The sequence below is a fragment of the Nocardioides flavescens genome, from assembly GCF_009823805.1.
Lineage (GTDB): Bacteria > Actinomycetota > Actinomycetes > Propionibacteriales > Nocardioidaceae > Nocardioides > Nocardioides flavescens.
In genome coordinates this window covers 41395-68274 of the sequence record NZ_WUEK01000003.1, presented here as the reverse complement: position 1 = coordinate 68274, position 26880 = coordinate 41395, and the positions used below count along the sequence as shown (strand labels likewise).

27 protein-coding genes and 3 tRNA genes are annotated in these 26880 nt (G+C 73.0%); 16 read left to right on the top strand and 14 right to left on the bottom strand.

All coding sequences use genetic code 11. From position 1 onward, the window contains the following. Window positions 1-16 precede the first annotated feature (16 nt). A complete protein-coding gene (locus tag GRQ65_RS05465) occupies window positions 17-898 on the top strand; it encodes an EamA family transporter (RefSeq protein ID WP_160876002.1) in 882 nt (293 codons plus the stop codon). Between the two features lie 59 nt (window positions 899-957). Here the strand turns inward: GRQ65_RS05465 and GRQ65_RS05460 are convergent. Beyond that, window positions 958-1030, bottom strand: a tRNA-Arg gene (locus GRQ65_RS05460). Window positions 1031-1275: 245 nt separating this feature from the next. On the opposite strand from GRQ65_RS05460, the gene GRQ65_RS05455 reads away from it, so the two are divergent. After that, complete coding sequence (locus GRQ65_RS05455; RefSeq protein WP_160876000.1) at window positions 1276-3120, top strand: phosphoenolpyruvate carboxykinase (GTP); 1845 nt, start codon at window positions 1276-1278, stop codon at window positions 3118-3120. 136 nt (window positions 3121-3256) lie between these two features. After that, window positions 3257-4291, top strand: coding sequence for a phospholipase D-like domain-containing protein (locus GRQ65_RS05450; RefSeq protein ID WP_160875998.1), 1035 nt, complete (start codon window positions 3257-3259; stop codon window positions 4289-4291). A gap of 231 nt (window positions 4292-4522) precedes the next feature. Here GRQ65_RS05450 and GRQ65_RS05445 read toward each other — a convergent pair whose 3' ends face one another. The 3 genes from GRQ65_RS05445 to GRQ65_RS05435 all read right to left on the bottom strand — a co-directional run bounded on the left by GRQ65_RS05445 (window position 4523) and on the right by GRQ65_RS05435 (window position 5682). Then, entirely contained in the window at window positions 4523-4684 is a 162-nt protein-coding gene (locus GRQ65_RS05445; RefSeq protein WP_160875996.1) for a hypothetical protein, read from the bottom strand. A 382-nt stretch (window positions 4685-5066) separates the two neighbouring features. Beyond that, window positions 5067-5156, bottom strand: a tRNA-Ser gene (locus GRQ65_RS05440). A 55-nt stretch (window positions 5157-5211) separates the two neighbouring features. Then, entirely contained in the window at window positions 5212-5682 is a 471-nt protein-coding gene (locus GRQ65_RS05435) for a hypothetical protein (protein WP_160875994.1), read from the bottom strand. A 114-nt stretch (window positions 5683-5796) separates the two neighbouring features. Between GRQ65_RS05435 and GRQ65_RS05430 the strand changes: the two genes are divergently transcribed. Together GRQ65_RS05430 and GRQ65_RS05425 are read left to right on the top strand one after the other, a co-directional pair. Further along, window positions 5797-6180 carry a hypothetical protein gene (locus tag GRQ65_RS05430; RefSeq protein ID WP_160875992.1) on the top strand — a complete coding sequence of 128 codons (384 nt, stop codon included), beginning with the start codon at window positions 5797-5799 and terminating at the stop codon, window positions 6178-6180. 51 nt (window positions 6181-6231) lie between these two features. Next, a tRNA-Ser gene (locus tag GRQ65_RS05425) sits at window positions 6232-6320 on the top strand. Between the two features lie 21 nt (window positions 6321-6341). On the opposite strand, the gene GRQ65_RS05420 is transcribed toward GRQ65_RS05425, so the two are convergent. The 3 genes from GRQ65_RS05420 to GRQ65_RS05410 are packed head-to-tail and all read right to left on the bottom strand — an operon-like array spanning window position 6342 to window position 8647. Next, on the bottom strand, window positions 6342-6575 hold the full coding sequence (locus tag GRQ65_RS05420) for a biotin/lipoyl-binding carrier protein (RefSeq protein WP_160875990.1): 234 nt from the start codon (window positions 6573-6575) through the stop codon (window positions 6342-6344). A 36-nt stretch (window positions 6576-6611) separates the two neighbouring features. Then, window positions 6612-7832, bottom strand: coding sequence for a hypothetical protein (locus tag GRQ65_RS05415; RefSeq protein ID WP_237447789.1), 1221 nt, complete (start codon window positions 7830-7832; stop codon window positions 6612-6614). A gap of 11 nt (window positions 7833-7843) precedes the next feature. Beyond that, on the bottom strand, window positions 7844-8647 hold the full coding sequence (locus GRQ65_RS05410; protein ID WP_337191505.1) for a carbon-nitrogen hydrolase family protein: 804 nt from the start codon (window positions 8645-8647) through the stop codon (window positions 7844-7846). A gap of 26 nt (window positions 8648-8673) precedes the next feature. Here GRQ65_RS05410 and mobA point away from each other — a divergent pair, with 26 nt between their 5' ends. From mobA to GRQ65_RS05375, 7 genes are all read left to right on the top strand, one after another. After that, window positions 8674-9240, top strand: coding sequence for an NTP transferase domain-containing protein (gene mobA / locus GRQ65_RS05405; protein ID WP_160875988.1), 567 nt, complete (start codon window positions 8674-8676; stop codon window positions 9238-9240). Between the two features lie 301 nt (window positions 9241-9541). Then, window positions 9542-9922, top strand: coding sequence for a DUF6457 domain-containing protein (locus GRQ65_RS22095; RefSeq protein WP_202387663.1), 381 nt, complete (start codon window positions 9542-9544; stop codon window positions 9920-9922). Next, window positions 9922-10890, top strand: coding sequence for an NAD(P)H-quinone oxidoreductase (locus GRQ65_RS05395; protein WP_160875986.1), 969 nt, complete (start codon window positions 9922-9924; stop codon window positions 10888-10890). The genes GRQ65_RS22095 and GRQ65_RS05395 overlap by 1 nt, the downstream gene beginning before the upstream one ends. A 34-nt stretch (window positions 10891-10924) precedes the next feature. After that, window positions 10925-12886: an AAA family ATPase gene (locus tag GRQ65_RS23825; RefSeq protein WP_160875984.1), complete on the top strand. Its 1962-nt coding sequence runs from the start codon at window positions 10925-10927 to the stop codon at window positions 12884-12886. Between the two features lie 93 nt (window positions 12887-12979). Then, a complete protein-coding gene (locus tag GRQ65_RS05385; protein WP_160875982.1) occupies window positions 12980-14734 on the top strand; it encodes an eCIS core domain-containing protein in 1755 nt (584 codons plus the stop codon). A 16-nt stretch (window positions 14735-14750) separates the two neighbouring features. Next, window positions 14751-15176 (top strand): hypothetical protein, encoded by a 426-nt coding sequence (locus GRQ65_RS05380; RefSeq protein WP_160875980.1) that lies wholly within the window; start codon window positions 14751-14753, stop codon window positions 15174-15176. A gap of 47 nt (window positions 15177-15223) precedes the next feature. Next, window positions 15224-15889 carry a bacterial proteasome activator family protein gene (locus GRQ65_RS05375; RefSeq protein WP_237447787.1) on the top strand — a complete coding sequence of 222 codons (666 nt, stop codon included), beginning with the start codon at window positions 15224-15226 and terminating at the stop codon, window positions 15887-15889. Between the two features lie 177 nt (window positions 15890-16066). Here the strand turns inward: GRQ65_RS05375 and GRQ65_RS05370 are convergent, their stop codons facing one another. The 5 genes from GRQ65_RS05370 to serS are packed head-to-tail and all read right to left on the bottom strand — an operon-like array spanning window position 16067 to window position 20051. Then, entirely contained in the window at window positions 16067-16672 is a 606-nt protein-coding gene (locus GRQ65_RS05370) for a hypothetical protein (protein WP_160875978.1), read from the bottom strand. Beyond that, window positions 16669-17475: a Cof-type HAD-IIB family hydrolase gene (locus GRQ65_RS05365; protein ID WP_160875976.1), complete on the bottom strand. Its 807-nt coding sequence runs from the start codon at window positions 17473-17475 to the stop codon at window positions 16669-16671. Before GRQ65_RS05365 ends, GRQ65_RS05370 begins: the two co-directional genes overlap by 4 nt. A gap of 8 nt (window positions 17476-17483) precedes the next feature. Further along, window positions 17484-17957: a GNAT family N-acetyltransferase gene (locus tag GRQ65_RS05360; protein WP_160875974.1), complete on the bottom strand. Its 474-nt coding sequence runs from the start codon at window positions 17955-17957 to the stop codon at window positions 17484-17486. A gap of 1 nt (window position 17958) precedes the next feature. After that, window positions 17959-18777, bottom strand: a complete 819-nt coding sequence (locus tag GRQ65_RS05355) for an HAD-IIB family hydrolase (RefSeq protein ID WP_160875972.1) — start codon at window positions 18775-18777, stop codon at window positions 17959-17961. Further along, window positions 18774-20051 (bottom strand): serine--tRNA ligase, encoded by a 1278-nt coding sequence (serS, locus tag GRQ65_RS05350; protein WP_160875970.1) that lies wholly within the window; start codon window positions 20049-20051, stop codon window positions 18774-18776. The genes GRQ65_RS05355 and serS overlap by 4 nt, the downstream gene beginning before the upstream one ends. 75 nt (window positions 20052-20126) lie before the next feature. Between serS and GRQ65_RS05345 the strand changes: the two genes are divergently transcribed. Then, complete coding sequence (locus GRQ65_RS05345; RefSeq protein WP_337191504.1) at window positions 20127-21698, top strand: bifunctional phosphatase PAP2/diacylglycerol kinase family protein; 1572 nt, start codon at window positions 20127-20129, stop codon at window positions 21696-21698. 115 nt (window positions 21699-21813) lie between these two features. Beyond that, entirely contained in the window at window positions 21814-22968 is a 1155-nt protein-coding gene (locus GRQ65_RS05340) for an alpha/beta hydrolase (RefSeq protein ID WP_160875968.1), read from the top strand. On the opposite strand, the gene GRQ65_RS05335 is transcribed toward GRQ65_RS05340, so the two are convergent. After that, window positions 22941-24527 (bottom strand): MFS transporter, encoded by a 1587-nt coding sequence (locus tag GRQ65_RS05335; protein WP_160875966.1) that lies wholly within the window; start codon window positions 24525-24527, stop codon window positions 22941-22943. The genes GRQ65_RS05340 and GRQ65_RS05335 overlap by 28 nt on opposite strands. A gap of 110 nt (window positions 24528-24637) precedes the next feature. Between GRQ65_RS05335 and GRQ65_RS05330 the strand changes: the two genes are divergently transcribed. Continuing rightward, window positions 24638-25495 carry a MarR family transcriptional regulator gene (locus GRQ65_RS05330; protein WP_160875964.1) on the top strand — a complete coding sequence of 286 codons (858 nt, stop codon included), beginning with the start codon at window positions 24638-24640 and terminating at the stop codon, window positions 25493-25495. Window positions 25496-25606: 111 nt separating this feature from the next. Here GRQ65_RS05330 and GRQ65_RS05325 read toward each other — a convergent pair whose 3' ends face one another. Beyond that, window positions 25607-25999 (bottom strand): DUF4446 family protein, encoded by a 393-nt coding sequence (locus GRQ65_RS05325; RefSeq protein ID WP_160875962.1) that lies wholly within the window; start codon window positions 25997-25999, stop codon window positions 25607-25609. A 33-nt stretch (window positions 26000-26032) separates the two neighbouring features. On the opposite strand from GRQ65_RS05325, the gene GRQ65_RS05320 reads away from it, so the two are divergent. Then, complete coding sequence (locus GRQ65_RS05320; RefSeq protein WP_160875960.1) at window positions 26033-26878, top strand: prephenate dehydratase; 846 nt, start codon at window positions 26033-26035, stop codon at window positions 26876-26878. The last annotated feature ends 2 nt before the right edge of the window (window positions 26879-26880 follow it).

Sequence of the window (26880 nt, the reverse complement as noted above, 5' to 3'; positions counted from 1 at the left end):
CGTCTTCACTGAGGTCGTGACCAGCTCCTCCGCCCGCACCGGCGCGTCCATGGCCGTGGTGTCGATGCTCTGCGTGCAGCTCGGGCTCGCCGCCTCCATCGGCCTGATCGACGACCTCGGCGCCACCGGCGCCGCGTGGCTGCGCCTGGCGTGGGCCGCGGTGCTGATCCTGGCCGTCGTCCGACCGCGTCGCTCGGCGTACACCGCTGCATCGCTCCGCGCCGGTGCGGCCCTCGGGCTGGCCACCGCCGGCGCCACGATCTGCTTCATGGCGGCCGCAGCGCGCATCCCCCTGGGCACGGCGAGCGCGCTCGAGTTCCTCGGCCCGCTCGGCGTGGCCGTCGCCCACAGCCGCGGCCGCGCCCGCGCCTGGGTCGCGGTGGCCGCCGCGGGCGTCCTGCTCCTCACCCAGCCGTGGTCCGGCGAGGCCGACCCGGTCGGAGTGGGCCTCGCCCTCGTCGCCGCCGGGTGCTGGGGCGCCTACGTCGTGCTGACCCAGCGGGTGGGCGACACCGTCGACGGCATCGGCGGCCTGGCCGTCTCGATGCCGGTCGCGGCGCTGGTGGCCACGTTGGTCGCCGGCCCCGACGTGGTGGGGCGACTCACCACGGAGCTGCTCGTCGTCGGCATGGGCCTCGCGATCCTGCTGCCCGTCGTCCCCTTCGCCCTCGAGCTGCTGGCCCTGCGGCGCCTCACCGCCGGCGCCTTCGGCACCCTGATGGCGCTCGAGCCGGCCATCGCCCTGACCATCGGCGTGACGCTGCTCCACCAGCCCATCGACGTCCTCGCCGGAGTGGGCGTCGCCCTGGTCGTGGCCGCCGGGATCGGCGCCGCGCGCGGCGGGTCGCGGGTCGCGGTCGAGGTGCACGCCCCTCTGGAGACCGCGCCCGCACGGTGAGGCGGCCCCGACGACAGAGCAGCCCCAGTTCAGAGTCTGAACTGGGGCTGCGAGTGCTGCGCGCCTGTAGGGATTCGAACCCCAAACCTTCTGATCCGTAGTCAGATGCTCTATCCGTTGAGCTACAGGCGCATGCCCCGCATCTCTGCGGGACTGGACGACAATAGCCGACCCGCACCGCCGACGCCGAATCGGGTTCCACAGGCGCTTCGCCCATGACCCGTGCACCTCTTTGCATGAGTGTGATCCGGAGCACAAGTCTTAGACCGATCCAATATGTCCGGGCTCCGGACGAGAGGTACGGTCCCAGCACCGTTCGAGTCGCCGACAACGATGCCGCGCGAGCCCTACGCACCGCGAGATCACGAGGAACCAGCATGACTGCCATCCAGGACGCACCCACCGGCACCGACGCGAGCGCCCTCGGCGCCGCCCCGACGACCCACCGCGGCATCCTCGACTTCGTGGCCGAGGTCGCCGCGATGACCAAGCCGGCGCGCATCCAGTGGTGCACCGGCTCCGACGAGGAGTGGACCGAGCTCACCGACGCCCTGGTCTCCACCGGCACGTTCACCCGCCTCAACCCGGCGATCAAGCCCAACTCGTTCCACGCCGCCAGCGACCCGATCGACGTCGCCCGCGTGGAGGACCGCACCTACATCTGCTCGGTCGACGAGAAGGACTGCGGCCCCACCAACAACTGGATGGCCCCGCAGGAGATGAAGGCCATCATGCGCAAGCTGTACGACGGCTGCATGGCCGGGCGCACGATGTACGTCATCCCCTTCGTGATGGGCCACCTCGACGCCGAGAAGCCGATGTTCGGCATCGAGGTCACCGACTCGGCCTACGTCACCGCCAGCATGCGCGTGATGGCCCGCATGGGCACCGCCGTGCTCGACAAGATGACCGAGCTCGACGCCGACTTCGTGCCCGCGATCCACTCGGTGGGCCACCCGCTCGCCGAGGGCCAGGCCGACGTCGCCTGGCCGTGCAACGACACCAAGTACATCGTGCAGTTCCCCGAGGAGCGCGCGATCTGGTCCTACGGCTCGGGCTACGGCGGCAACGCCCTGCTCGGCAAGAAGTGCTACGCCCTGCGCATCGCGAGCGTCATGGCCCGTGACGAGGGCTGGCTCGCCGAGCACATGCTGATCCTCAAGCTGACCAGCCCCGCGGGCACGGTCAAGTACGTCGCCGCGGCGTTCCCGAGCGCCTGCGGCAAGACCAACCTCGCCATGCTCGCCCCGACGATCCCGGGCTGGAAGGTCGAGACCCTCGGCGACGACATCGCGTGGATGCGCATCGGCGAGGACGGCCGCCTGTGGGCAGTCAACCCGGAGTACGGCCTGTTCGGCGTCGCCCCGGGCACCAACGAGCACACCAACCCCAACGCGATGAAGACCATCAACAAGGGCAACTCGGTCTTCACCAACGTCGCGCTCACCGAGGACGGCGACATCTGGTGGGAGGGCCTCGAGAACCCGCCCGCCAAGGCCACCTCCTGGAAGGGCGAGCCCTGGACCCCCGAGTCCGAGGAGCTGTCCAGCCACCCCAACAGCCGCTACTGCACCCCGATCAAGCAGTGCGACATCCTCGCGCCGGAGTACGACGACCCGCGGGGCGTGCCGATCGACGCGATCCTCTTCGGTGGCCGTCGCAAGACGACCGTGCCGCTGGTCTTCGAGGCCCGCGACTGGACCCACGGCACGTTCCTCGGCGCGACGCTCTCCTCGGAGACCACCGCCGCGGCCGTCGGCCAGGTCGGCGTCGTGCGCCGCGACCCGATGGCGATGCTGCCGTTCATCGGCTACAACGCCGGTGACTACTTCAGCCACTGGATCAACGTCGGCAAGGACAACGACGCCGCGAAGCTGCCGAAGATCTTCTACGTCAACTGGTTCCGCCGCGACGACGAGGGCGGCTTCCTGTGGCCGGGCTTCGGCGAGAACAGCCGCGTGCTGAAGTGGGTCGTCGAGCGCATCGACGGCCAGGCGGCGGCCGTCGAGACCCCGATCGGCCACGTGCCGGCGCCGGGCTCGCTCGACACCGACGGCCTCGACCTCAGCGAGGAGGCGCTCGCCGCCGCCCTCGCGGTCGACCCCGAGGAGTGGAAGGCCGAGATCCCGCAGATCAAGGAGTGGTTCGAGAAGTTCGGCGACGACCTCCCGGCCGTGCTGTGGACCGAGCTCGACGGTCTCAAGGCCCGTCTGGAGGCCTGAGCCTCTCCAACATCACGCGAGGACCCGTCCGGTCCGGACCCCGGTCCGGTCGGGCGGGTCCTCTCGCGTCCCCGCTGTGGGATCATCGTGACCGAGCCGGATGCGCGCCGCCGGGCGCCGTCGAGGGGGTGAGCGAGTGCCGAGCTTCGGTGCGGACCAGCGTGCGCTCTTCGAGGACGACGCGGCCAAGCTCTACGACGAGATCTGCGCCAAGGGCGGCATCGCCGCGGGCGACCTGCGCATCGCCGACGACGGCAACCTGCGCCCGGCGTTCGACCTGCTCGCCGAGATGGGGCTCGTCCGCTTCGACGGCGAGCAGGACGTCTGGGTGCCGGAGGACCCGACCGGGGTGCAGTCGCGGGTGGTCAACCCGCTGAGCCAGGAGGCCGCCAAGCTCCTCTCGGAGTCCTCGCAGTGGGCGGCGGCGTTCGGCAACCTCACCCAGTCGTGGCGCCGCGCGCCCCAGTCCTCCTCGTCGGGCCCGTTCACCTACCTGCGCGGCGCTCCGATCAACACCTACCTCGAGCAGCTGCTGGAGGAGTGCGAGGAGGAGATGCTGACCGCGCAGCCGCAGGCCGGGCGCGACCCGCGCTTCCTGGCCAAGGCGGCGCTGCGCGACATCGAGCTGCTCGAGCGCGGCGCCCGGATGCGCACGCTCTACCAGCACAGCGCGCGCCGCAGCGCGGTCACGCACAAGTACGTCTCCGCCGTGAGCGCCCGTGGCGCCGAGGTGCGCACGCTCGACGAGTTCTTCAACCGGATGATCGTCGTCGACCGCCGGGTCGCGGTGATCCCCAACCAGGAGGAGTTCGGCGTCGCCGTCGTCGTGCGCGAGCCGGCCGTGGTGGCCTACCTCGTCGACGTCTTCGAGCGCTCGTGGGAGCGGGCCCGCCCGTTCACCAACCGCGAGACCACCTTGATGAAGGACATCGCCGCCGAGCAGCGCGCCATGACGATGCGGATGCTGATCGAGGGCCACTCCGACCCGGTCAGCGCCAAGCGGCTCGGTGTCAGCCCGCGGACCTACGCCGGCTACGTGGCCGACCTCAAGACCGAGTACGACGCCGCGACGCGCTTCCAGCTCGGCTACACGATGGGCCGGCTGGGGGTCTCGGGCCGCGAGGACTTCGAGGAGGGGCTCCCCGAGTCCGACGTCCCCGACACCGAGTGAGGCCGTCCGGCGGCACAGAGCCGCCGGGGAGCAGTTCGGCGGGGTGGACCGGCCTCGCGGCCGATCCACCCCGCCGATGCGTCCGGAGGAGTTCCGTGGCACCCCCGGACGTGTCACGAGGGCAGCGACCTCGGTCGCTGCCCTCGTGTGTTGAGACGGGCCTGGGGGGGGAGGCTCTGAGGACCGGACAAGTGGGGGGAAAGTCGGGTCCTCCGTCTCAAGACTGGTGGCTCAGTAGGGCCAGGAGGAGTCCTTGGCGTGGACCGTCTTGACGATCGACTTGCCGGGCTTGGCCTTGGCGGCGTCTGCGGTGCCGGCGGTGGCGCCGAGCATGCCGACGGAGACGGCAACGGTGCCGGTGATGATCGCGAGCTTGCGAGCGACGTTCTTCATTGTTACCCCACCTTGGATTCGAGTGGGCCCACGGAATGGCCCGACTCCGGTAGTCTTGCCGCTCGGTCCCGCATCCTGTGAGCCCATCGTTGCCTCACAAAAATGCACTGCACAAACATGCAGTTCGACAATGCTTGACCGATCGCCGTTCCGCCCTGCCCGGATGTCGCCTCAGCGCGCCGCAGCGGGGCCCGACATCGCGGCGACACGCGAGCGCGGTCGTTGACACGACGCCGTCGACGCGTCCTACGCCCCGCGCTGCAGAGAACTGCGCGCAGAGCGCGCACCGCGTCACCGGCTCGTCGCGGGCCGCAGACGCAGCGGCCCCCGCCCAGTGACTGGGCGGGGGCCGGCGGTGCTCCGGTGGACCCGGGGCTCAGCGCGGAGGCGGCGGGATTTGAACCCGCGATGGGCTGTTGACCCAAACCCGCTTAGCAGGCGGGCGCCATAGACCGGACTAGGCGACGCCTCCTCCGCGGAGCAGGCTACAAGGCCCCCGCGCCGCCCGGCCAATCAGGCTGGGTCGGTCAGGCCGGACCGCCGGGCAGGGAGGTCAGCCCGTGGCCCTGCTGCAGCCGCTGCTGCAGGTCGCGCACGAACTCCTCGCGGTCGACGTCGAGCAGCCCTACGGGCACGGTCGTCGTACGACCGTCACGCAGCCGCAGCTCGAAGCAGGCGACACCGCGCCGATGGGTCGTGACGGCGTCCTCGACGGCGCTCCACCGCGCCTCGCGTACCCCCGCCCCCCGGGCCAGGCGCACCGCGTAGCCCTCATCTGTGCACCGCAGCACCCAAGCCCGGCGCCGCAGCCACCAGCCCAGCCCGACGAGGGCCACCACCCCGACCGCCGCCTCGACGACCACCACCGCGACCGGGAGGTCGGCAAGCACCACGACGAGGGTCGTGACGAAGGCGAGCAGGGCCAGCGCGACGAATGCCGTGCCGACGAGACGGACCACGAACGCGGGCGCGAGGCGGTAGACGACAGGGGCAGCCACACCCCGATTCAACCGGACCCCGCCAGGGTCCGTCTCTCGTGGCGAACGACGAGTTGCCGCCCCCGGTGACCGCAGTCACACTGACCACGTCCCTTCCGGAGGCCAGGAGGCCGCGTGTCCACGCTCCCACCGGCGCTGTCGAGTGCACTGCAGGCGCTCGACCACGCCCTCGACTCCCCGCGCCGCTCGGGCGTCGCCCTCGGCAACTGGCGCTGGGTCGTGCGTCAGCGGATCACCCAGGTGCGCGAGGGGCTGGTCGGCGAGGCCGCCGGGTCGGACGACGGGTGGCTGGCCGCCCGCGGCGGCGCGGCGTTCCGCGAGCGCAACGCGCTGCTGGCCCGCCTTGGGACCCTCGGCCCCCAGGTGCTCGAGACCCCGGACGTCGAGGCGACGCGCGTCGAGGCCAAGCGCCTCGTGCTCGACATCCACCGGCACGTGCAGCAGACCCACGACCGCACGCCGCGCGGGGGCCGGCTGGAGCACGACGGCGCCGAGTGATCTCGCCTGGGTAGGATCGCCTGCTGTGTCCCCAGCACTCTCCTGGGGCACGGAGGGGTGCCGGAGTGGCCGATCGGAACCGCCTTGAAAGCGGTCGCTGGCAGAGATGTCAGCCGCGGGTTCGAATCCCGCCCCCTCTGCCGAACGCTCTCCGCTGAGTCTCAGCCGAGCAGCAGCTCGACCAGCACGTCGCCCTCCTGGACGACGTCGGCCGGCGCGACCTTCACGGCGCGCACGGTGCCGGCGTGCTCGGCGATGACCGGGATCTCCATCTTCATCGACTCAAGCAGCACCACGGTGTCGCCGACCTCGACCCGGTCGCCCTCGGCGACGTCGACGGTGAGCACGTTGGCCACCATCTCGGCGAGGATCTCGGACACTCGTTCGCGGGCCATGCGAGCAACCTATCGGGCCTGAGCCCTACCGGCGCGTCACAGCAGTGCGGCCGTGCGCGGCGGCTCGGGGCGTACGGCGCCCGCCTCCTCGAGCCGGCGCCCTCCCTGACCGCGGGAGCCGGTGAGGGCCAGGTCGACGCGGATGACGGCGTAGCCGAGCGCCAGCCCGATGACGAGGCCGTAGACCACCGACAGCGCGCACTCGAGGAGCGAGATCGACGGGTTGACCAGTGCGTTGGCGACGGGCGTCGTGGCGGCGACACCGAAGGCGCAGAGCCACCAGCCCTGCCGGCGCCGGGCCCGCATGTGGCAGCCCCAGACGAGGGCGGGGACACCCAGCACGGTCTCGATGGGGCGCGGGAAGGCCCCGAGGTGCTCGCGGCTCCAGCGCACACCGTCCAGGAGGCTCTCCACCAGGCCGGCGGAGCCGTAGCGGCGCAGCAGCTCGGCGTAGAGCAGGGTCGCGCCGAGCACGAGGGCGCCGATCAGCACCCCGACGACGCCGCGGCGTCCGAGGCCGTGCAGACCCGCGCCGAGCCGGTGCACGACCGCGAACGCACCGACGAGGGCGAGGCCGAGCGTCGTGTACTCGAAGCGGACCACCGACAGCACCGGGTCGAAGCCGACCGTCGCCATCGCGCCGACCGCGGCGATCAGCAGCGCGATGACGCACTCGCGCGCCGCCTGCACGAACCGCACGGCCGGGGTCGTCGCCATCACCCCGAGCACCGCTGAGACCAGGCAGGTCATGACCGCGGCGCCGGTGCGCAGCGCGTCGCGGTCGAGGGCCAGCACGACCACCCCGAGCACGAGCGCGAGCGCTCCGAAGACGACCGGGCGGCCGCCGGTGCGCGCGGCCAGGGCCCAGGAGTACGCCGTCACGACGGCGGTGGCGCCGACCCCGTCGAGCCAGTCCGGGCCGACCGAGGCGAGCGAGCAGACGAGGGCGGCGAGCCCGGCGCCGACGACGAGCAGCCAGAGCAGGACGAGGAGCCGGCTGCTCACCGGCTCGGCGTCGGGGACGGTGACCGTCACCTCGGGCGCCGACCCGGTCGGGGCGCCGGCGACGACCTCCTCGTGCACCGCCTCGCCGGGCTCGGGCGGCGCGACCGGGGCCAGCGGGCCGGTGGTCTCGCCGCTCACCGGGGCGGCGGCGTCCTCGACGTACGCCGGCTCGGGGGTCGTGGCCCGAGCGCCGCTGGCACCGCGGGAGCGTCCGTCGCGCGTCGCGCGGCGTCGGGGAGCGGTCCGTGGCACGACACCACAGGTTACAGAGCGGTGGGCGGCAGCCGGCGGTTGGCGAGGGAGGGGTTGGTGCGCCGGGCGTCGTCGAGCACGTCGCGCTCCAGCGTCGCCCCCAGCGTCTCGTCGCCCTCTCCCGCCTCGGCCAGCACGTCCCCCAGCGGGTCGACCACCAGCGAGTGGCCGGTGTAGCGGGGCCCCGACTGGGCGGCGGCGACGACGTACACGGTGTTCTCGATGGCCCGGGCGCGCACCAGCGTGCGCCAGTGGTCGAGTTTGCGGGACCCCGCGACCCAGGCGGACGGCACGACCAGCACCTCCGCGCCGCCGTCGACGAGCAGCCGGGCGTGCTCGGGGAAGCGGAGGTCGTAGCAGGTCATCAGTCCGACCCGGAACGGCTCGGCCGCCCCGTCCCCGCGCGCGGGGACCTCCACCACGACCGGCTCGAGCCGGCCCGCGGTGAGAGCGTCGCTCTCGCGGTAGCCGAAGGAGTCGTAGAGGTGGATCTTGCGGTACGCCGCCTCGGCGGCCCCGCGGACCACCAGGGTGTTCCAGGGCCGAGCCGGGTCGTCGGAGCGCTCGAACATCCCGGCCACCACGGTCGTCGTGCGGTCGGCGGCCAGCCGGGCGACCTCGGAGGCGAACGGCCCGTCGAGGGTCTCGGCGTACGCACTGACGTCGGAGCCGGCCGGGCCGAAGTCGCGGGCAGCGGCCTCGGGGAGGACCACGAGGTCGGCGCCGTCTCCCACCTGGCTCGCGAGCCGGTCGCGGTTGACCTCGGGGTCGAGGCTCGAGGCGACCTGCACGACGGTGACGGACAGCGAGCTCACGCCCCCAGCGTGCCAGGCTGAGCGACGTGCCCGCCTCCGACCCGTACGCCGCGGTGGTGCTCACCGGCGGCACCGGTGCGCGTCTGGGCGGCGCCGACAAGGCGACCCTGGAGCTCGCGGGACGGCCGCTGCTCGCGTGGACCCTCGCGGCGCTCGAGCGGGCCACCGAGGTGGTCGTGGTGGGCGATCACGTGGCGACGCCCCGCCCGGTCCGCTTCACCCGCGAGGACCCGCCCGGCGGCGGTCCGGTCGCCGGGCTGCTCGCGGGTTGCGACGCCTTGACCGGCCATCCCGAGCTCGTGGTGGTCCTCGCCTGCGACATGCCCCTGGTCGGCCCCGCGACGGTCGCCCGCCTGGTCACCGCCGCCGCGGGCGGCGACGGCGCCGCGCTGGTCGGACTCGACGGCCGGCGTGCCCTGGCGATGGCCCTCGACCTGGGTCGTCTCGACGCGGTGCGCCCGCCCGACCCGCACGGCATGCCCCTGCGCCGCCTCCTCGCCCCCCTCGACCTGACACCCGTCCCCTCCGTCGGCGACGAGCACCGCGACGTCGACACCTGGGACGACCTCGCCGACCTCCGGCAGCGGCTCTGAGGCCCATGCCGCCCGCCCTGGCATCGACAGTCGAACTTTCCGGTCACCTGGTGGGCCTGAAAGTTCGACTGTCGACGACGGGGCCGGTCCGTCCAGGCGTCTGTGCAACTTCTGAGTCACCTGATGACCTGGAAGTTGCACAGTCCCTGGGCCGGCCCCGCCGGCAGGTCTGAGCGTCGACAGTCGAACATTCCGGTCACCTGGTGGTGCTGGAAGCTCGACTGTCGACGCCAGGGCCGCACCAGAGGGACACAGCAGAGGTCACTTGCACGGCCGGGGTCGGCGGAGGAATCTGGTGGTCGTGAACCTCCACGACTGGATCGACGAGCTGTGCGATGCGCTGGATCTCGAGGACGTAGAGGTCGACGAGGGGCTCCTCGCCGACCTCACCCGGGTGGCGGCGAAGAACGTCGAGCACCTGGCCGCCCCGGTCACGGCGTACCTGCTCGGGGTCGCGGCGGGCGCGCAGGACGCGAAGCCGCAGCAGGTCGAGGAGCTCGCGGCGCGCGCCCAGGCCCTCGCGGAGGGCTGGGACCGGCCGGCCGGAGCGGTGGACGCGGAGGAGGTGGACGTCGAGGTGCCCGACGAGCTCCCCGCCGGGCTGGTGGACGAGCCGGTCGGCGAGGATGACGAGGTGCCCACCGACGAGCCTGCTGACACCCTCGCCCAGGACCGCGTCTGATGCGGGCCGTGCGCGCCGGAGCCGGGGGCGGCCCCGAGACCCTGGTCCTGGAGGACCTGCCCGACCCGGAGGCCGGACCCGGCGAGGTCGTCCTCGACGTGGCCGCGGCGGGGCTCAACCGGGCCGACCTGCTGCAGCGGCAGGGGCACTACCCGCCTCCGCCGGGTGCGTCCGACGTGCTCGGCATGGAGTGCAGCGGCACGGTCGCCGCGGTCGGCGAGGGAGTCGACGGCTGGTCGGTCGGCGACCAGGCCTGCGCGCTGCTCGCCGCCGGGGGCTACGCCACCCGCGTCGCCGTACCCCAGGGTCAGCTGCTGCCGGTGCCCGAGGGCGTCTCGCTGGTCGACGCGGCCTCGCTGCCGGAGGTCGCGGCCACGGTCTGGTCCAACGTCTGGATGACCGCCCGCCTCGCCGAGGGCGAGAGCCTGCTGGTGCACGGCGGGGCCGGCGGCATCGGCACCTTCGCGATCCAGCTGGCGGCCGCGCTCGGTCACCGGGTGCTCACGACCGCCGGGTCGGAGGAGAAGCGGGAGCTGTGCCGCTCGCTCGGCGCGGAGGTCGCGATCGACTACCACGAGGAGGACTTCGTCGAGGTCGTGAAGGGCCTCGGCGGCGTCGACGTCATTCTCGACAACATGGGCGCGAAGTACCTCGCGCGCAACGTCGACGCCCTCGCCGAGAGCGGCCGCCTCGTCGTCATCGGGATGCAGGGCGGGGTCAAGGCCGAGCTCGACCTGGGCGCCCTGCTGCGCAAGCGCGGCTCGGTGATCGCCACGACGCTGCGCTCCCGCCCCACCGAGCAGAAGGCCGCGATCTGCGCCGAGGTCGTCGAGCACGTCTGGCCGCTGGTCTCCTCCGGCCGGGTGCGCACCCTCGTGCACGAGAAGATCCCGCTCGAGGAGGCGGGCCGCGCCCACGCGCTGATGGAGTCGGGCAGCCACTCGGGCAAGATCCTGCTCATCGCCTGACCTCGCGTCGCCCGAGAGCCCTTAGGGTGCCCGCGTGACCTCAGGTGCCGCGGACGGCCCGGACGGCCCGGACGGCCTGGCCGGCCCGGCCGGCCTGGCCGGCCTCACCCAGCGCGCCGAGGCCGCGGTCCAGCGACGCACGACGGCCTTCGAGACCCAGGACGCCCGGGCGACGGCCGCGTTGCAGGTCCTCTCGACGTCGTACGACGAGGAGGCGGACGCCCGCCTCGCCGAACGGCTCGACTCGCTCGCCGAGCTCTTCGGGTTGACCGAGCCGGAGGCCGATCTCCTGCTCGCCGCCGCCGCGGCCGACCTCGACGCCAACCTGGCCCTCGTCTTCGGTCTGCTCCGCGGCTCCGACGGCGCCCTGGGCGCCAGCGTCGGTCTCGGGCTCGAGCTGAGCGGGCTGCCGACCACCTCGCCCCACGGCTTCGCCTTCCTCAGCGACTCCGGCCCGCTGCGGCTCCACGGCCTGGTGGAGGTCCGGGGCGACGGACCGTGGCTGCTGCGCGAGCTCGCCGTGCCGGACCGGGTGGTCGCGCACCTCGCCGGCGCCGAGGTGCTGGAGGCGCTGCTGGCGGACGCCGTCGTCCCGACGGTGCCCCTCGAGCTGACCGAGGGCGCTCCGGTGGTGCGGGCCCTGGCCGCCGGAGCCTCCCTGGTCTGGGTGCGTTCCGCGGCCGGCACGGCGGGCGCCTCGCTCGCCGCCGGCGCCCTGGCCGCCCTCGGTCTGGGCCGGCTCACCGTCGACCTCTCGCGGGTCACGGCCCACGCGCTCGGCGCGACCGTGGGCGCCGCCGCGCGGGAGGCGGCCCTGCGCGGCGTGGGCCTGGTCGTGCTGGGCGCGGACCCGCTCGGCTCGGTGGCCCTGCGGCGAGCGCTGGCCACGCTCGAGGCGACCCCGGTGCCCGTCCTGCTCGTGGGGCGGCAGGCCTGGGACGCCACCTGGCTCCCACAGCACCCGCTGACCGTCGACGCCCCACGCCTGACCGCGACCCAGCGCCGCCGGCTCTGGGAGGGCCTGACCGGCACCGCACCGCCCGACGGCTTCGGCGCCCTGCGCCTGAGTCCCGAGCAGGCCACCCAGGTCGACTCCTACTCCCGGGTGCTCGCGCTCGCCCACGACGCCGGCCCCGACGCACCCCTCGACGTGCTGGGCGCCGCCCGGGTCGTCGGCGGCTCGCTCGTGGGCGGCAAGCGCCCGACGGTCGGCTTCGAGGACCTCGTGCTCCCGCCGACCCAGGAGGCGCAGCTGCGGCGCATCGTCGCCTGGGCCCGCCACCACGACCAGGCCCTCGACCGCAGCGGGATGTTCACCGCCGAGCGCAAGGGCGGCGGCATCGCGGCGCTGTTCAGCGGCGGGCCCGGCACGGGCAAGACCCTCTCGGCGAGCGTCATCGCCGGCGAGCTCGAGCTCGACCTGTTCCAGGTCAACCTCTCCCAGGTCGTCGACAAGTACATCGGCGAGACCGAGAAGAACCTCGAGCGCATCTTCGACCAGGCCGAGAGCATGAACGTCGTCCTGTTCTTCGACGAGGCCGACGCGCTGTTCGGCAAACGCTCGGAGGTCAAGGACGCCCACGACCGCTACGCCAACCAGGAGGTGAGCTATCTCCTGCAGCGGCTCGAGCAGTTCGACGGGCTCACCATCCTGTGCACCAACCTGCGCGCCAACCTCGACGCGGCGTTCACCCGGCGGCTGCAGTTCATGGTGCACTTCCCCGACCCGGACGTCGCGACCCGTCGCCGGCTGTGGGAGCTCCACCTCTCCCGGGTCGCCCACCTCGACCCCGACGACCCCGTGGTGCTCGACCACCTCGCCGAGCGCGTCGAGGTCGCGGGCGGCGACCTGCGCAACATCGTCCTCGCGGGGGTCTACGACGCCACCGCGGCCGGCGAGCCGCTCGGGATGCGCCACCTCGTCGCGGCGGTGCCCTCCGTGTACCAGAAGCTCGGGCTGCGGATGCCCGCCGACGGCTTCGGCGTGCCCGGCTGAGACCCCCCAGCTAGGCCATTGCCGGGCCCCGGGGCCGGACGTACGGTCGCGGTGGTCCACCGCGGGCCGGACGAGAGCACGAGGTGCATGGCCATGCCCCAGTCACACCCGCCCGAGCGCGACAGCGCGCGCCAGCAGGACCAGGAGCAGTCGGTCGACGTCGCCCCCGCGGCCGCCGAACCGGGGATCCTCCGACCCGGACCGACGCCGGGGCTGCCCGCGGACGCCGTACGTCGAGCGGGCGGGGGCGGCCCCCAGGACCCGCTCGGCGGCACCGCGGTCAGCGACGACGTCGCCGAGACCCTGCGGCGCCGCTCCGGGCGCGGCCGCCCGTTCTCGGGCTCGTTCGCCGACGCCCTCGGCGAGCAGTACGGCACCGACCTCAGCTCGGTGCGCGTGCACACCGACCACGAGGCCGACACCATCTCGCGCTCCATGCAGGCGGTCGCCTTCACCCACGGCACCGACATGTACTTCACCCAGGGCAGCTTCGACACCACCAGCACCGCCGGCCAGCGACTGATCGCCCACGAGGCCGCCCACGTCGTCCAGCAGCACAGCGGTCGGGCCACCCACCCCGGCTCGGCGCTCACGATCGGTGAGGCGGGCGACCCGCTCGAGGCCGACGCCGACCGGATGGCCGACACCGCGCTCAGCGCGATCCGCCGTCAGGCCTCCGGGTCAGCCGCGGCCGCGTCGGCCAGCGCCTCGAGCGGGTGCGACGGCTGCGACGGCGGAGACCACGTCGTGCACCGCACCGCCCACGCCCCCGCGCGCCAGGACCTCGGGGCCGTCCGCCGCCAAGCGCTGACCGCTCCTGCGCCGCTGATCCAGCGCAAGGGCTTCTTCAGCAAGTTCCTCGACAAGGTCCGCGGCAAGTCCAAGCCGAAGCCCACGACAGAGGCCAAGCCGACCACCAAGCCGACCACCGGCACGACCACCGCCCCGACCACCGGCACGACCACCGGCACGACCACCGCCCCGACCACCGCCCCGACCACGGCGCCGGTCGTCGAGAAGACCTACCCGGACACGGTGACGATCGGCAAGGAGAAGGTGCGAGTGGCGTCGGCGGCCGAGGAGCAGGAGGCCGCGGCGATCATCACCGAGCTGAAGGACACCTACGGGATCACGGTCGACTCCGGCAAGACCAGCACGGGGATCAAGGCGCAGTACAGCAGAGTCCTGCAGACCGAGCTCGACAAGCTCTCCGAGGCCGTCTGGGAGATGAAGGAGCTGCGCGGCCTCTTGTCCGCCGCCAGCTTCTACGCCCCGATCCTGGGCTCCGAGCGCGCCGGCTCGACGCTCACCTCCGCGCAGGGGGTGACCTCGGTGGGCAAGCTCAAGCAGGCGATCGACAGGAACAGCAGCACCGGCAAGCTCGACACCTCGACACTCGGCGAGTACTTCAAGGGCGAGAAGAACATGGGCCTGTTCGGGCAGGTGACCAACTACTCCGACCCGGAGATCTGGAACAAGACCTCTACGGGCCCCGACAACGCCTCGGGCATCCTGGCCACCGCCGTGCACGAGATGGCCCACGGCCTCATCGCGCCCCTCGAGATCGACCGGTGGGTCGCCGCGCTCGACTACTGGACGGACGCCAACACCGAGAGCGGGACGGCCGGAGCAGAGGAGCCACCCACCAACTACGGCAAGACCAACGCCAACGAGGACCTCTGTGAGTCCGTCGCGCTCTACTTCATGAACGAGCCCGAGCTGCGCAGGCGGTCGGCGAAGCGCGCCGACTTCATCCAGAAGGTCGTCCAGGCGTGGAAGCCCGCCCAGGTCGAAGCCGTCATCACGACCGCAACGAGCCCCACCGGGGCCGAGAAGATCCCCGCCTGAGGAGCGACCGACCACCATGACCGACCTGACGACCCTGCTGGGCCTCGGCACGGCCGACCTCGACACGGTCCGCACCGTCCTCGCGGCGCAGGATGCGACGCCCGAGCCGGTCTCCGGCTACCAGAGCCTCACCGACGTGGAGGTGATCGACGCCCCCGGCGGGGAGCGCATCTTCGTGCGCGACGGCGAGGTGCAGCTCGTCTACGTCGGCACCGCTGCCCTGGGCGACCTCACCGCCGAGGAGCTCGAGCAGGTGCTCGGCGCCGACGAGGAGACGCTCGGCTCCCGCCAGGGTCGCCACGCCGAGCTCCACGTCGTCGCCGGGCGCGGCGTGGCGTGGTCGGAGGAGGACGGCGAGGTCGGCTTCGTCGAGCTCTTCCCGCCGACGACCACCGACGACTACCGCACCCGGATCTACCGACAGCCCAGGTTCGTGCGCTGAAGCGCACACCGAGCGTCGTCCGGCTGCGCGCTGGTTACCGTGAGCGCATGACTGAGCAGGCTGGTGAGCACGGAGCGCAGGGTGGGACCGAGCAGGAGGACGACGGGGCTCGCCGCGTCGTGATCGTCGGCCCCGACGGCCAGCCGCTGGCCGCCGTACCCGAGGCCGCGCTCGTCGCCGCCGCGGCCGGTCAGCAGGCGCAGCGGGACGGCGACCACGGGGACGACGGCGAGGGCGAGCGCGGCATCACCGACCTGGTCGAGCAGCCGGCGAAGGTGATGCGGATCGGCAGCATGATCCGTCAGCTGCTCGAGGAGGTGAAGTCCGCTCCCCTCGACGAGGCCAGCCGCAACCGCCTCAAGGAGATCCACCAGGCCTCCATCAAGGAGCTCGAAGCCGGCCTGGCGCCCGAGCTGGTCGAGGAGCTCGACCGCCTGGCGCTGCCGTTCACCGAGGACTCGACGCCCTCCGAGGGCGAGCTGCGCATCGCCCAGGCCCAGCTGGTGGGCTGGCTCGAGGGCCTCTTCCACGGCATCCAGACCGCGATCTACGCCCAGCAGATGGCCGCCAAGATGCAGTTCGAGCAGATGCGGCGCGCCCTGCCGCCCGGCGCGGTGCCCGGCGGCGTCCCCGGGCAGCCGGGACAGCCCGGCCAGCCCGGTGGAGACACCGACGCAGGCCCCGGCGGCGGGTCCGGCGGGATGTACCTCTGATCGGCCAGGGAAGTGCTGATCAATGGGGGGTGGATGTCAGCGTCGTCCCGGTGCGTGCACGAGTGGTGCCGACGAGGGAGCCGTGCCGGAGGCACGGCGACTGAGGAGAAGCCGCTCGGGTGCGTGCTGGGGCGGGGCTGACGCCGCCCTCTGCCATTGATCAGCACTTCCCTGGCGTCAGCGCCGGCGGCGCAACCCCTGCACGACCGCGAGGCCGAGCAGGCCGACGAGCACGAGCGCGCCGCCGGGTGCCGCCGCTCGGGTGAGCGGGGTCGGGTCGTCGGTGTCGACGGCCTCGAACTCCGCGGACTCGGGCTGCGGTGCCACCGGCAGCTTGCCGGTGCCCAGCAGCCGCTCGACCTGTGAGGTCACGGCTTCGCTGTTGGCGCGCGTGCCGCTGGTGCCGCTCGCCAGCCAGGTGTCGCCGTCGGCGGTCACGAAGAACATGTAGGCGGTGCCGACGTCGAGCGCACCGAGGCTGCACTGCTGCAGGTTGCGGTCGGTCTGCACGTCGACGGTCTCGGTGCTGATCCGGCCCTGGTAGACCCGGGCGACCTCGACGCTCTGCTGGTAGATCGCGCCGGGCTGGCCGTCGGTGCGCGGCTGCTTCTCGACCGCGGTGACCGTGCCGGCGAAGACCGCGCGGGCGGCCTTGGTGCTGTCCTGCACGGTGACGACCGGGCAGTCCGGCGCGGCCTGGGCCGGCGCGGCGGCGACCGGGCCGAGCGCGACCGTCGCCGACGCGCACAGCGTCGCCAGGGCGAGGGCGAGGCGTCGGGTCACAGGTCGAAGATACTGGCGAGCACCGACGCCACGCCGTCCTGGTCGTGGTCGGGGGCGACGTGGTCGGCCACCTCCCGCACGCTCGGGTGGGCGTTGTCCATGGCGTACGACGTGCCGGCCCAGGCCAGCATCGGCAGGTCGTTGGGCATGTCTCCGAAGGCGACGACGTCCTCGGCGGCGACCCCGAGCCCCTCGGCGACGACGGCCAGGGTGGTCGCCTTGGTGACGCCGAACGCGCTGATCTCGAGCAGTGTCGTCGACGACGACCAGGTGATGGTGACCCGGTCGCCGACCGCGGCCTCCGCAGCGTCCCAGTAGTCCTGCGGCGACAGCTCCTCGTGGCGCGCGAGCAGCTTCTGCACCGGAGCCGCCAGCAGCTCCTCGGTGCTCATGCGCCGGGCGCCGTCGGGCACGGGGTGGCGCTCGCGGAAGGCGTGCTCGAGGCCGATGCCGTCGAGGCGCTCGACGGCGTACGTCGTGCCGGGTACGGCGGCCCGCAGGTCGGCGGCCACCGACCGGAGGGTGTCGACGTCGATGCCGCGCTCGAGGCGCGGGGCGTCGGCGGCGACGTCCCAGACGAGGGCACCGTTGGCGACGACCGCGAGGCCGTGGGCGCCGACGTGCTCGAAGACGACCTCGGTCCAGCGCAGCGGTCGCCCGGTCACGAACACGACCGGCACGCCGAGCGCCTCGACCGCGGCGAGCACCTCGGCGGTGCGCGGGGAGACGGACCCGTCGGAGCGCACGAGCGTGCCGTCGAGGTCGGTGGCGACCAGGCGCGGCCGCGACGCGGGGGCGCTCACGGGACCGCTCACCGGACCGGCCGGGCCAGCACGAGGTGCCCGTCCTCGTCGCTGCCGCGCAGGTCGGTGAAGCCGCAGGCGGCCAGCACCTTCAGGCTGCGGGCGTTGGTGGGCTCGACGCTCGCCCGCACCCGCACCCCCTGCGCGTCGGTGACCCGCAGCACCGTGGCCAGCGCGTCGGTCATCAGACCGCGGCCGCGGGCGTCCTCGACGAGGCCGTAGCCGACCTCGGCCTCGAGCTGCCCGTCGGCGGCCGGCTCCGGCGCGGCGAAGAAGCCGATCGAGCCGACGACGACACCGTCGACGACGACCGAGCGCGTCGACCACGGGTCGCCCTCGCGCCACAGCGAGGCGACGTCGCGGTCGTCCTCGCGCGGGAACTGCGGGTGCCAGCCCGGCCGACGCTCTCCCGCGCGGATCGCGGCGACGTCGTCGGCGCTCCACAGCGGCAGCTCGACGCGGGCCGAGCGGAGCACGGCCACGTCAGAACCAGCGCTCGAGCTCGACGGCGGTGCCGTCCTCGCCGACGGTCTCGGTGACGGCGTCGGCCGCGTCGATGACCGGCTGGACGGCCTGACCCATCGCCACGCCGCGCCCGGCCCACTGCAGCATCTCGATGTCGTTGCGGCCGTCGCCGATGGCGAGCACGTCGGCCTGGGCGACGCCGAGCCGCTCGGCGACGTACGCCAGCCCGGAGGCCTTGGTGATGCCACGGGGGGCGAGGTCGAGCCAGGCGGTCCAGCCGACGACGTAGTCGGTGCTGTGCAGTCCGAGGTCCTGGGCGAGCTGGACGAAGTCCTCGGCGGTCGCCTCGGGGTCGCGGATGATGACGCGGCTGACGGGCTCGGCGACGAGGTCCTCGACGTCGGCGAGCGTGACCTCCCCGTGCAGCTCGCCCTCGGGGAAGGCGCGGCTGGCGCGGTAGCCGACGCCGCGCTCCTCGACGGCGACGAGCGCGCCCGGACGGGCCTCCAGCACGGCCCGCACCGCGGGGGCCGCGTCGAAGGTCTCCTCGTGGACGATCTCGAGCGGCGGGTAGCGGAGCAACACCGCGCCGTTGCTCGCGACGATCCACAGCGGCTCGGCCTCGGGCAGGTAGAGCTCGAGCATGTCGGCGATCGGCGTCATCGAGTGCGGCGAGCGACCGCTCGCCAGCACGACGTGGGCGCCGGCGTCGCGGGCGCGGCGCACGGCGTCGCCGACGCGCTGGGAGATCACGGGGTCCGGCGCGCCGGTGTCCTCCACCCAGCTCAGCAGCGTGCCGTCGATGTCGAGGGCGACGAGCCCGGGTCGCCAGCTCACGAGGCGATCGGCTTCAGGACCTCGAGGCCGCCCAGGTAGGGCCGCAGCGCCTGGGGGACCGTGACCGAGCCGTCGGCGTTCTGGTGGGTCTCGAGGATCGCCACGATCGTGCGCGGCATGGCGCAGAGCGTGCCGTTGAGCGTCGCGAGCGGGGCCGGGCCCGACTCGAAGCGGCCGCGGATGTCGAGGCGGCGGGCCTGGAACTCGGTGCAGTTGGAGGTGGAGGTGAGCTCGCGGTAGCGGCCCTGGGTCGGGATCCACGCCTCGCAGTCGAACTTGCGCGTCGCGGAGAGGCCGAGGTCGCCGGCCGCGGTGTCGATGACGCGGTAGGAGAGCTCGAGCTTGTCGAGGAACTCCTTCTCCCAGTCGAGCAGCCGCTGGTGCTCGGCCGCCGCCTGGTCGGGCGTCGTGTAGACGAACATCTCGACCTTGTCGAACCAGTGCACGCGGATGATGCCCTTGGTGTCCTTGCCGTGCGAGCCGGCCTCCTTGCGGAAGCAGGGGCTGAACGCCGCGTATCGCAGCGGCAGCGACGCGACGTCGAGGATCTCGTCGGAGTGGTAGGCCGCCATCGGCACCTCGGAGGTGCCGACGAGATAGAGGTCCTCGCCCTCGATGCGGTAGACGTCGTCGGCCGCCTGACCGAGGAAGCCGGTGCCCTCCATCGCGCGGGGGCGCACCAGCGAGGGGGCGATCGCCTCGGTGAACCCGGCCGCGTGGGCCTGGTCCATCGCGAGGTTGGTCAGCGCCCGCTCGAGCCGGGCGCCGACGCCGGTGAGGAAGTAGAAGCGCGAGCCCGACACCTTGGCGCCGCGCTCGATGTCGATGGCCCCGAGCATCCGGCCGAGCTCGACGTGGTCGCGCGGCTCGAACCCCTCGGCGGCGAAGTCGCGCGGGGTGCCGACGTGCTCGAGCACGACGTAGTCGTCCTCGCCGCCCGCGGGGGCCGCCTCGTCGGCGAGGTTGGGGATCGCACGCAGGGCGGCGTCCCACGCGTCCTCGGCCTCGCCCTGCTCGGCCTCGGCCGCCTTGACCTCCGCCGAGAGGTCCTTGGTGCGGGCGAGCAGCGCCTGCTTCTCCTCGCCCTGGGCCTGGGGGATCTGCTTGCCCAGCGACTTCTGCTCACTGCGCTTGGCCTCGTACGCCGCGATCGCGGCGCGGCGGCGGGTGTCGGCGGCGAGCGCCTCGTCGACCACGGAGTCCGACAGCCCCCGCTTGGCCTGCGCGGCGCGCACGAGGTCGGGCTGGTCACGGAGCACCTTCGGGTCGATCACGTCGCAAGGCTATCGGCGCGCCCCCGCCGACCTCACCCGACGTTCCACAGGGGCCCGCCCGTCATACTCGACGTCGTGCTCGACCGCTCCCGTCTCGTGCTGCTCGGGTGGGCCGCGACGTCGTACGCGCTGTTCGCGCTGCTCACCCTCGCGGTCGTCGAGGGCGTCGGCCCCCTGACGGCGTTCGACGACCGCGGCTCGCCCGCCAGCCAGTGGGCGGCCGACGAGCGCCTGGTGTCCGTGCTGCGCACGATCGAGGTCGCCTTCGACAGCACCGGCATCACGCTCGCGACGCTCGTGATCATCGTGGCGATGCTCTGGAAGGGCCACCGGCGCGCGGCGCTCTACGCCTTCGGGGTCACGGTCGCCACGACCGTGCTCTACACCTCGATCAAGGCGCTCGTCGGGCGCGCCCGGCCGGAGTGGCAGCTGGAGGACGCGCTCTACTCCAGCAAGTCCTTCCCCTCGGGGCACGCCTCGACCGTCACGGCCCTCGCCGGCATCCTCTGCGTCCTCGTGGTGATGCTCGTACGCCGCGGCGCGGTGCGGCGCCTGCTCTACGTCCTCCTCGCGCTGGTCGTGGTGGTCGTCTGCCTGGACCGGGTGCTGCTCGGACGCCACTACCCCAGCGACGTGATCGGCGGGGTGCTGCTCGGCACCGGCACCGTCCTGCTGGGCCTCGTCGTCTACTCCCCGCTGCCGCGCTCGCACGCCGAGACGATGCCGGCGCTGCCCGAGGTGTTCACGACCGAGCGACGCCTGCACGTCGTGCTCAACCCGATCAAGGTCGAGGACGTCGAGGCGTTCAAGGCCATCGTCACCTCGATGGCGACGGCCGTGGGCTGGTCCCCGCCCGTCTGGCACCTCACCTCGATCGAGGACCCGGGCACCGGGATGGCCGAGGCCGCCGCGGTGGCCGGGGCCGATCTCGTGATGGTGTGCGGCGGCGACGGCACCGTGCGCGAAGTGTGTGCCGAGCTCGCCGGCACCGGCATCCCCGTCGGCATCATCCCCGCGGGCACCGGCAACCTGCTCGCCCGCAACCTGGCGATCCCGCTCTTCCTGCGCTCGGCCATCGACATCGCCCTCACCGGCCAGGACCGCGCGATCGACCTCGTCGAGGTCTCCGGCGACGGCCTCGAGCCGACCCACTTCATGGTCATGGCCGGCATGGGCTTCGACGCCGCGATCATGGAGGGCGTCAACGAGGACTTCAAGAAGCGTGTCGGCTGGCTCGCCTACGTCGTCTCCGCGCTGAAGTCGCTGATGTTCCCCGCGGTCAAGGTCGAGATCAGCGTCGACGGCGGCGAGCCGACCAAGCACCGGGCCCGCACCATCGTCGTCGGCAACGTCGGCTACCTCCAGGCCGGCATGCCGCTGCTGCCCGACGCCGCCATCGACGACGGGATGCTCGACGTCGTCCTGCTGCACCCGAAGCGCTTCCTCTCCTGGGTGCCGCTCGCCTTCCGCGTCCTCGCGAAGCGCTCACGCACCGACGACCTCGTCAACCGGATGACCGGTCGCACCATCGTCGTCCGCGCCGCCTCCGACACCCCTCGCCAGCTCGACGGCGACACCGTCGGGCCCGGCCGCGAGCTGCGCATGGAGTGCGTGCACGGGCGGGTGCTGGTGCGCGTCCCCCGTTGAGGTCGCGCCGGTCGAGTGGTTTCGAGACGGTCGTTGCACGACCTCCTCAACCACCGTCGCGCAAGACCCACGTGGGCCATGCAGACGACGGCCGGAGCGGGCCGACGCTGGAGGGGTGCGACGACTCCTGCTGCTCTGCGTCCTGCTCGCCACCGTCCTGACCGGCCTCGCGCCGGCCGGAGCCGGCGCGGCCCAGCGACCACGGCCGGACCTCGCGGTGACGAAGGGCGGCGTCGCGCTGAGCGGCTCGACGCTGACCGGGTCGTTCACCGTCAAGGCCCAGGGGCGAGCCCGCGCCGGGCGCAGCGTCGCCTCGCTCACCCTCGTCGGCCCCGGCGCCGAGCTCCCCGTGGCGACGTACGACGTCCCGCGACTGAAGAAGCGTGCGAAGCGCACCGTCGCCGTCTCCTCGCCCCTGCCGACCGGTCTCGCCGCAGGCACCTGGTCGCTGCGGGCGTGCGCCGACGCCACCCGCAAGCTCCGGCAGCGCGACCGCGACGACGACTGCCGCATCGTCGGCCAGGTCGTCGTCGCCCAACCCCCGGTGACGACCCCGACAACGCCGACCAGCTCAGTGCCGACGCGACCGGTGCCGTTCACCCCCGAGCAGCCGTTCCTCACTGACGCCGCCGGCGCGTCGTACTGGACCTACGTGCCGACCTCGTACGACGCCAGCCACCAGACGCCGACCAAACTGCTCATCTGGATGCACGGCTGCGGCGGCGAATCGGAGGGCGACACCTACCTCGTCTCCCCGGGTGGGTCGCAGGACTGGATCTCGGTCTCCCTCGGCGGCCGCGACGGCGACTGCTGGGACGTGAACGCCGACCCGGCCAAGGTCCTCGCGGCGCTCGCGGACGTCAAGACGCACTTCAACATCGCCCCCCGCCAGGTGGTCATCGGCGGCTACAGCTCCGGGGGCGACCTGGCCTACCGCACGGCGTTCTACAACGCGAAGCTCTTCGCCGGGGTCATCGCCGAGAACACCTCACCGTTCCGCGACACCGGCTCCGGCCAGGCGCAGTCACTCGCCGCGGCGAGCTGGAAGTTCAACGTCTGGCACCTCGCGCACACCGACGACGAGGTCTATCAACTTCACGGCGTGAAGGCGGAGACCGCCGCGATGAACAACGCCGGCTTCCCGCTGACCCTGATCGAGCGGCCCGGCACGCACTACGACGATCCCGGCACCTATCCCGGCACCGATGCCGACCTGCGGACCTACCTGCTGCCCGCGCTCGGTCAGGGCTGGCTGGCGCCGGCCTCCTGACGCTGGGCCGCGGGGCCCTGGGGGACGAAGTCCTTCTGGCGGATGAGGAAGAAGCAGGCGACGCCGGCGACGTAGGCGATGACCGCGCCGATCACGATGATGTGGTTGAGGGCGTCGACGAAGCTGGCGGTCATCACCTCGGCGAGCCGGTCGCGCACCTCGGCCGGCGCCTGAGCGAGCACGGCCTGGATCTGCCCGCCGGTCACCGCCTCCGCGATCCGGCCGGACTGCCCGGCCGCGGGGGTGCCGGCGAGGCCGTCGCGCACCTCGGTGGCCACCTGGTGGCTGAAGAGCGAGCCCAGCGCGGCGATGCCGGTGGCCACGCCGACCTGCCGGAACGTCGAGTTGATGCCCGAGGCCATGCCGGAGCGCTCGACGGGGACCACACCCACCGCGGTCGAGGCGAGCGGGGTGTTGATCATGCCGATGCCGACACCCGCGACGAGCAGACCGGGGATCAGGTGCGTCCACGACGAGTCGGGGTCGAGGCCGCTCATCAGCAGCAGGCCCGTGCCGGTGAGGACGAAGCCGGGCACGATCAGCCACTTGGCCGGCAGCTTCGCGGTGAGCCGGCCCGCGATCGCGGCGGTGACGAACGACGCCGCCGACAGGAACAGCGTGCGCACGCCGGTGCCGATGGCGGAGTAGCCCTGGACGTTCTGCAGGTAGATGACGATGTAGGTCAGCAGCGAGAAGATCGAGGCCGAGATGCCGAACGCCGCGATCAGGCCGCCGGTGAAGGTCGGCTTGCGGAGCAGGCCGAGGTCGAACATCGGGTCGCGCTGCTTGAGCTGGCTCACCACGAACGCCGCGAGCAGCACCGCCGCCGCGACCAGGCAGACGAGGACGCGGGTGTCGCCCCACGACTCCTGACCGGCGCGGATCAGCCCGTAGACCAGCGAGGCCAGGGCGAGCGAGAAGGTCACGAAGCCGACCCAGTCGGGACGACCGGCGCGCGGGTCGTGCGACTCCTTGACCTTCCACAGCCCGATCGCGATGGCGGCGAGGCAGATCGGGATGTTGACGAAGAAGATCCAGCGCCACGACAGCCCCGAGGTGAGCAGCCCACCGAGGACCGGGCCGACGGCGACGGCGACGCCGGTGGTGGCACCGAAGGCGCCGAAGGCCACGCCCCGCTCGCGACCGGTGAACGCCGAGGCGATCAGCGCCAGCGCCGTGGCGAACATCGCCGCCCCGCCGATGCCCTGGAACGCCCGCGCCAACTGCAGGAAGAAGACGCTCTGGGCCGCGCCGCACGCGATCGAGCCGACCATGAACAGCGCCGTGCCGATGACGAACAGCAGCCGCCGGCCGTACAGGTCGGCCAGCGATCCCGCCGTCAGCAGCAGGGCGGCGAGGCTGAGCGCGTAGGCGTCGATGACCCACTGGAGGTCCGACAGCGAGGCGTCGAGCTCGCTCTGGATGTCGGGCAGCGCGACGTTCACGATCGTGATGTCGAGCAGCAGGATGAAGACGCCCGTGCAGACGGCAACGAGCGTCCACCACTTCGGGTCGGCCTGCTTGGCGTGGTGGGTGGGCTCGGCGGCCAGGTGCGACATGGGTTCCTCGACTCGTGCTGCGCGGCGGCGCTGGGGACGGTGCGGCGACTACTCTCGAACCGTACCCAGAATCCGTCAACTACCTAACGATTAACTGCGGGAGGACGATCGTGGCCCTGCTGCCGGCGCTCGCGGCCTCCCTCGGTCACGTGCTGTGGCGGGCGTCGGCCCGGGTGACCGGTGCCCTGGACGGCACCGTCGCACCCACCACCGACATCCACGGCTACGCCGTCCTGCTCGCGCTGGGCGACGAGGGCGTGCCGCGCTCGCAGCAGTGGGTCGCCGACGCCGTCGCGCTGAGCCGTACGACCCTCACCAAGGTCGCCGCCCGCCTGGTCGCCGCAGGGCTCGTCGAGCGGGTGCGCAACCCCGCGGACCGCCGGGCGTGGGCGCTGACCCGCACCCCCGCGGGCGCCGAGGCGGTCGCCCGGTGGGAGCCGCTGGTCGAGCGGCTGCAGGACGCGGTCAGCGGCGGACTCGACTCCGCCGAGCGCGAGGAGCTGCACGACCTGCTCCTGGCGGTCACCCGCCCGCACCTCTCCCCCGAGGCACCGTCCAGCCTGCTGGCGAGCACGGGCTTCCTGGTGACCCGGCTCCACGCCCGCATGCACGCAGACCTCGCTGCGGCCCTGCGCGAGCTCGAGGTCGAGCCGCGTCACCTGGGCACGTTCCGTGCGCTGCGGAGCGCGGGGCCGTTCCCGCAGGCCGAGCTCGCCCGCCACCTCGGCACGAGCGGGCCCACCGTCGTCGAGATCGTCGACCACCTCGAGCGCCTCGGTGCACTGGAACGGCGACGCCCCGAGGCCGACCGCCGCACCCAGGTCCTCCACCTGCTCCCCCGCGGCGAGGCGCTGCTGACGGCCGCGGACGAGCGGGCCGAGGCCGTCATTTCCGCGCTGCTCGCGCCCCTCTCCCCCGACCAGCGCGACCGGCTCCGCGCCCTGCTCGTCCGCTTCGTCGAGGGCTGACCCGCCGCCGTACCGCCCAGCTGTAACGCGGAGTTGGTGACGGTTCCGACCCGTTGCAACGGGTCGGGAGAGCCTCCAACTCCGCGTTACAAGGGGTCGGGCGGGGAGCGGTCAGGCCCGGGCGGAGGTGACGGCGTCCTGCTCCTCGGGCGAGAGCGGCTGGTCGCAGGTCCAGGAGGCGATGGACTTGGCGTAGGAGCGCGCCTCGCTGCGGCCGTGGATGGCGGTGAGGACGACGCCGTCGCCGCGGTCGTCGAGCAGGGCGACCGACCACGAGAGCCGGCCTCCGACGTCGCTGAAGGCGTCGTAGCGCACGATCCCGAGGTGGCGCAGCGCGCCGGCGGCCTCGGCGCGCAGAGCGGCGACCTCCTGGCGCAGGCCGAGCACGTCCTCCGGCACGGTGTCGAGGTCGTCGCGGGCGGGCGGCGTACGACGGCCGGCGAGTGCGACGCCGAGGGCGGCGAGGGCGACCACGAGGGCGAGCAGGGCGAGGACGGCGGCCACGGCTCAACCTAACCGCTTCCCTAGACTGCCGCGGTGAGCGAACCGCGACGCATCGCCTACCAGGGCGAGCCGGGCGCCAACTCCCACCAGGTGTGCCGCGAGCACTACCCCGACCTCGAGGCCGTGCCGTGCGCGTCGTTCGAGGACGTGTTCGCCGCGGTGGCCGCGGGCGACGCCGACCTGGCGATGATCCCGATCGACAACTCGATCGCGGGCCGGGTCGCCGACATCCACCACTTCCTGCCGGGCTCCGGGCTGCACATCGTCGCCGAGCACTTCCTGCGGATCCGCTTCCACCTGCTGGGCATCCCCGGCACACCGCTCGAGTCGGTCACGACCGTCCACAGCCACGTGCACGCACTCGGCCAGTGCCGCAAGATCATCCGCCGGCTCGGGCTGACCCCGCTGATCTCGGGCGACACGGCGGGTGCCGCACGCGAGGTGCGCGAGGCCGGCGACCCGACCCAGGCGGCGATCTCGCCGCCGCTCGCCGCCGAGATCTACGGCCTCGAGGTGCTCGCCGAGGACGTCGAGGACGAGGACCACAACACCACGCGGTTCGTGGTGCTCTCCCCCGAGCTCGTCCGCGCACCGGCCGGCAACGGACCCGTCGTCACGTCGTTCATCTTCAACGTCCGCAACCTGCCGGCCGCGCTCTACAAGGCGCTCGGCGGCTTCGCGACCAACGGCGTCAACATGACCAAGCTCGAGAGCTACATGGTCGGCGGCGCGTTCACCGCCACCCAGTTCCTCGCCGAGGTCGACGGTCACCCCGACGACCCCGGCCTCGCCCGGGCGCTGGAGGAGCTGACGTTCTTCACCACCGACATCAAGGTCCTGGGCGTCTACCCCGCCAGCCCGTTCCGGGCCCGGAGCTGACG

What these genes read in the sequence shown, in the direction of transcription:
- GRQ65_RS05455 (WP_160876000.1), top strand. Translation starts at nt 1,276, where the DNA reads ATGACTGCCATCCAGGACGCACCCACCGGCACCGACGCGAGCGCCCTC.
- GRQ65_RS05445 (WP_160875996.1), bottom strand. Translation starts at nt 4,684, where the DNA reads ATGAAGAACGTCGCTCGCAAGCTCGCGATCATCACCGGCACCGTTGCC.
- GRQ65_RS05420 (WP_160875990.1), bottom strand. Translation starts at nt 6,575, where the DNA reads ATGGCCCGCGAACGAGTGTCCGAGATCCTCGCCGAGATGGTGGCCAAC.
- GRQ65_RS05395 (WP_160875986.1), top strand. Translation starts at nt 9,922, where the DNA reads ATGCGGGCCGTGCGCGCCGGAGCCGGGGGCGGCCCCGAGACCCTGGTC.
- GRQ65_RS05385 (WP_160875982.1), top strand. Translation starts at nt 12,980, where the DNA reads ATGCCCCAGTCACACCCGCCCGAGCGCGACAGCGCGCGCCAGCAGGAC.
- GRQ65_RS05380 (WP_160875980.1), top strand. Translation starts at nt 14,751, where the DNA reads ATGACCGACCTGACGACCCTGCTGGGCCTCGGCACGGCCGACCTCGAC.
- GRQ65_RS05375 (WP_237447787.1), top strand. Translation starts at nt 15,224, where the DNA reads ATGACTGAGCAGGCTGGTGAGCACGGAGCGCAGGGTGGGACCGAGCAG.
- GRQ65_RS05335 (WP_160875966.1), bottom strand. Translation starts at nt 24,527, where the DNA reads ATGTCGCACCTGGCCGCCGAGCCCACCCACCACGCCAAGCAGGCCGAC.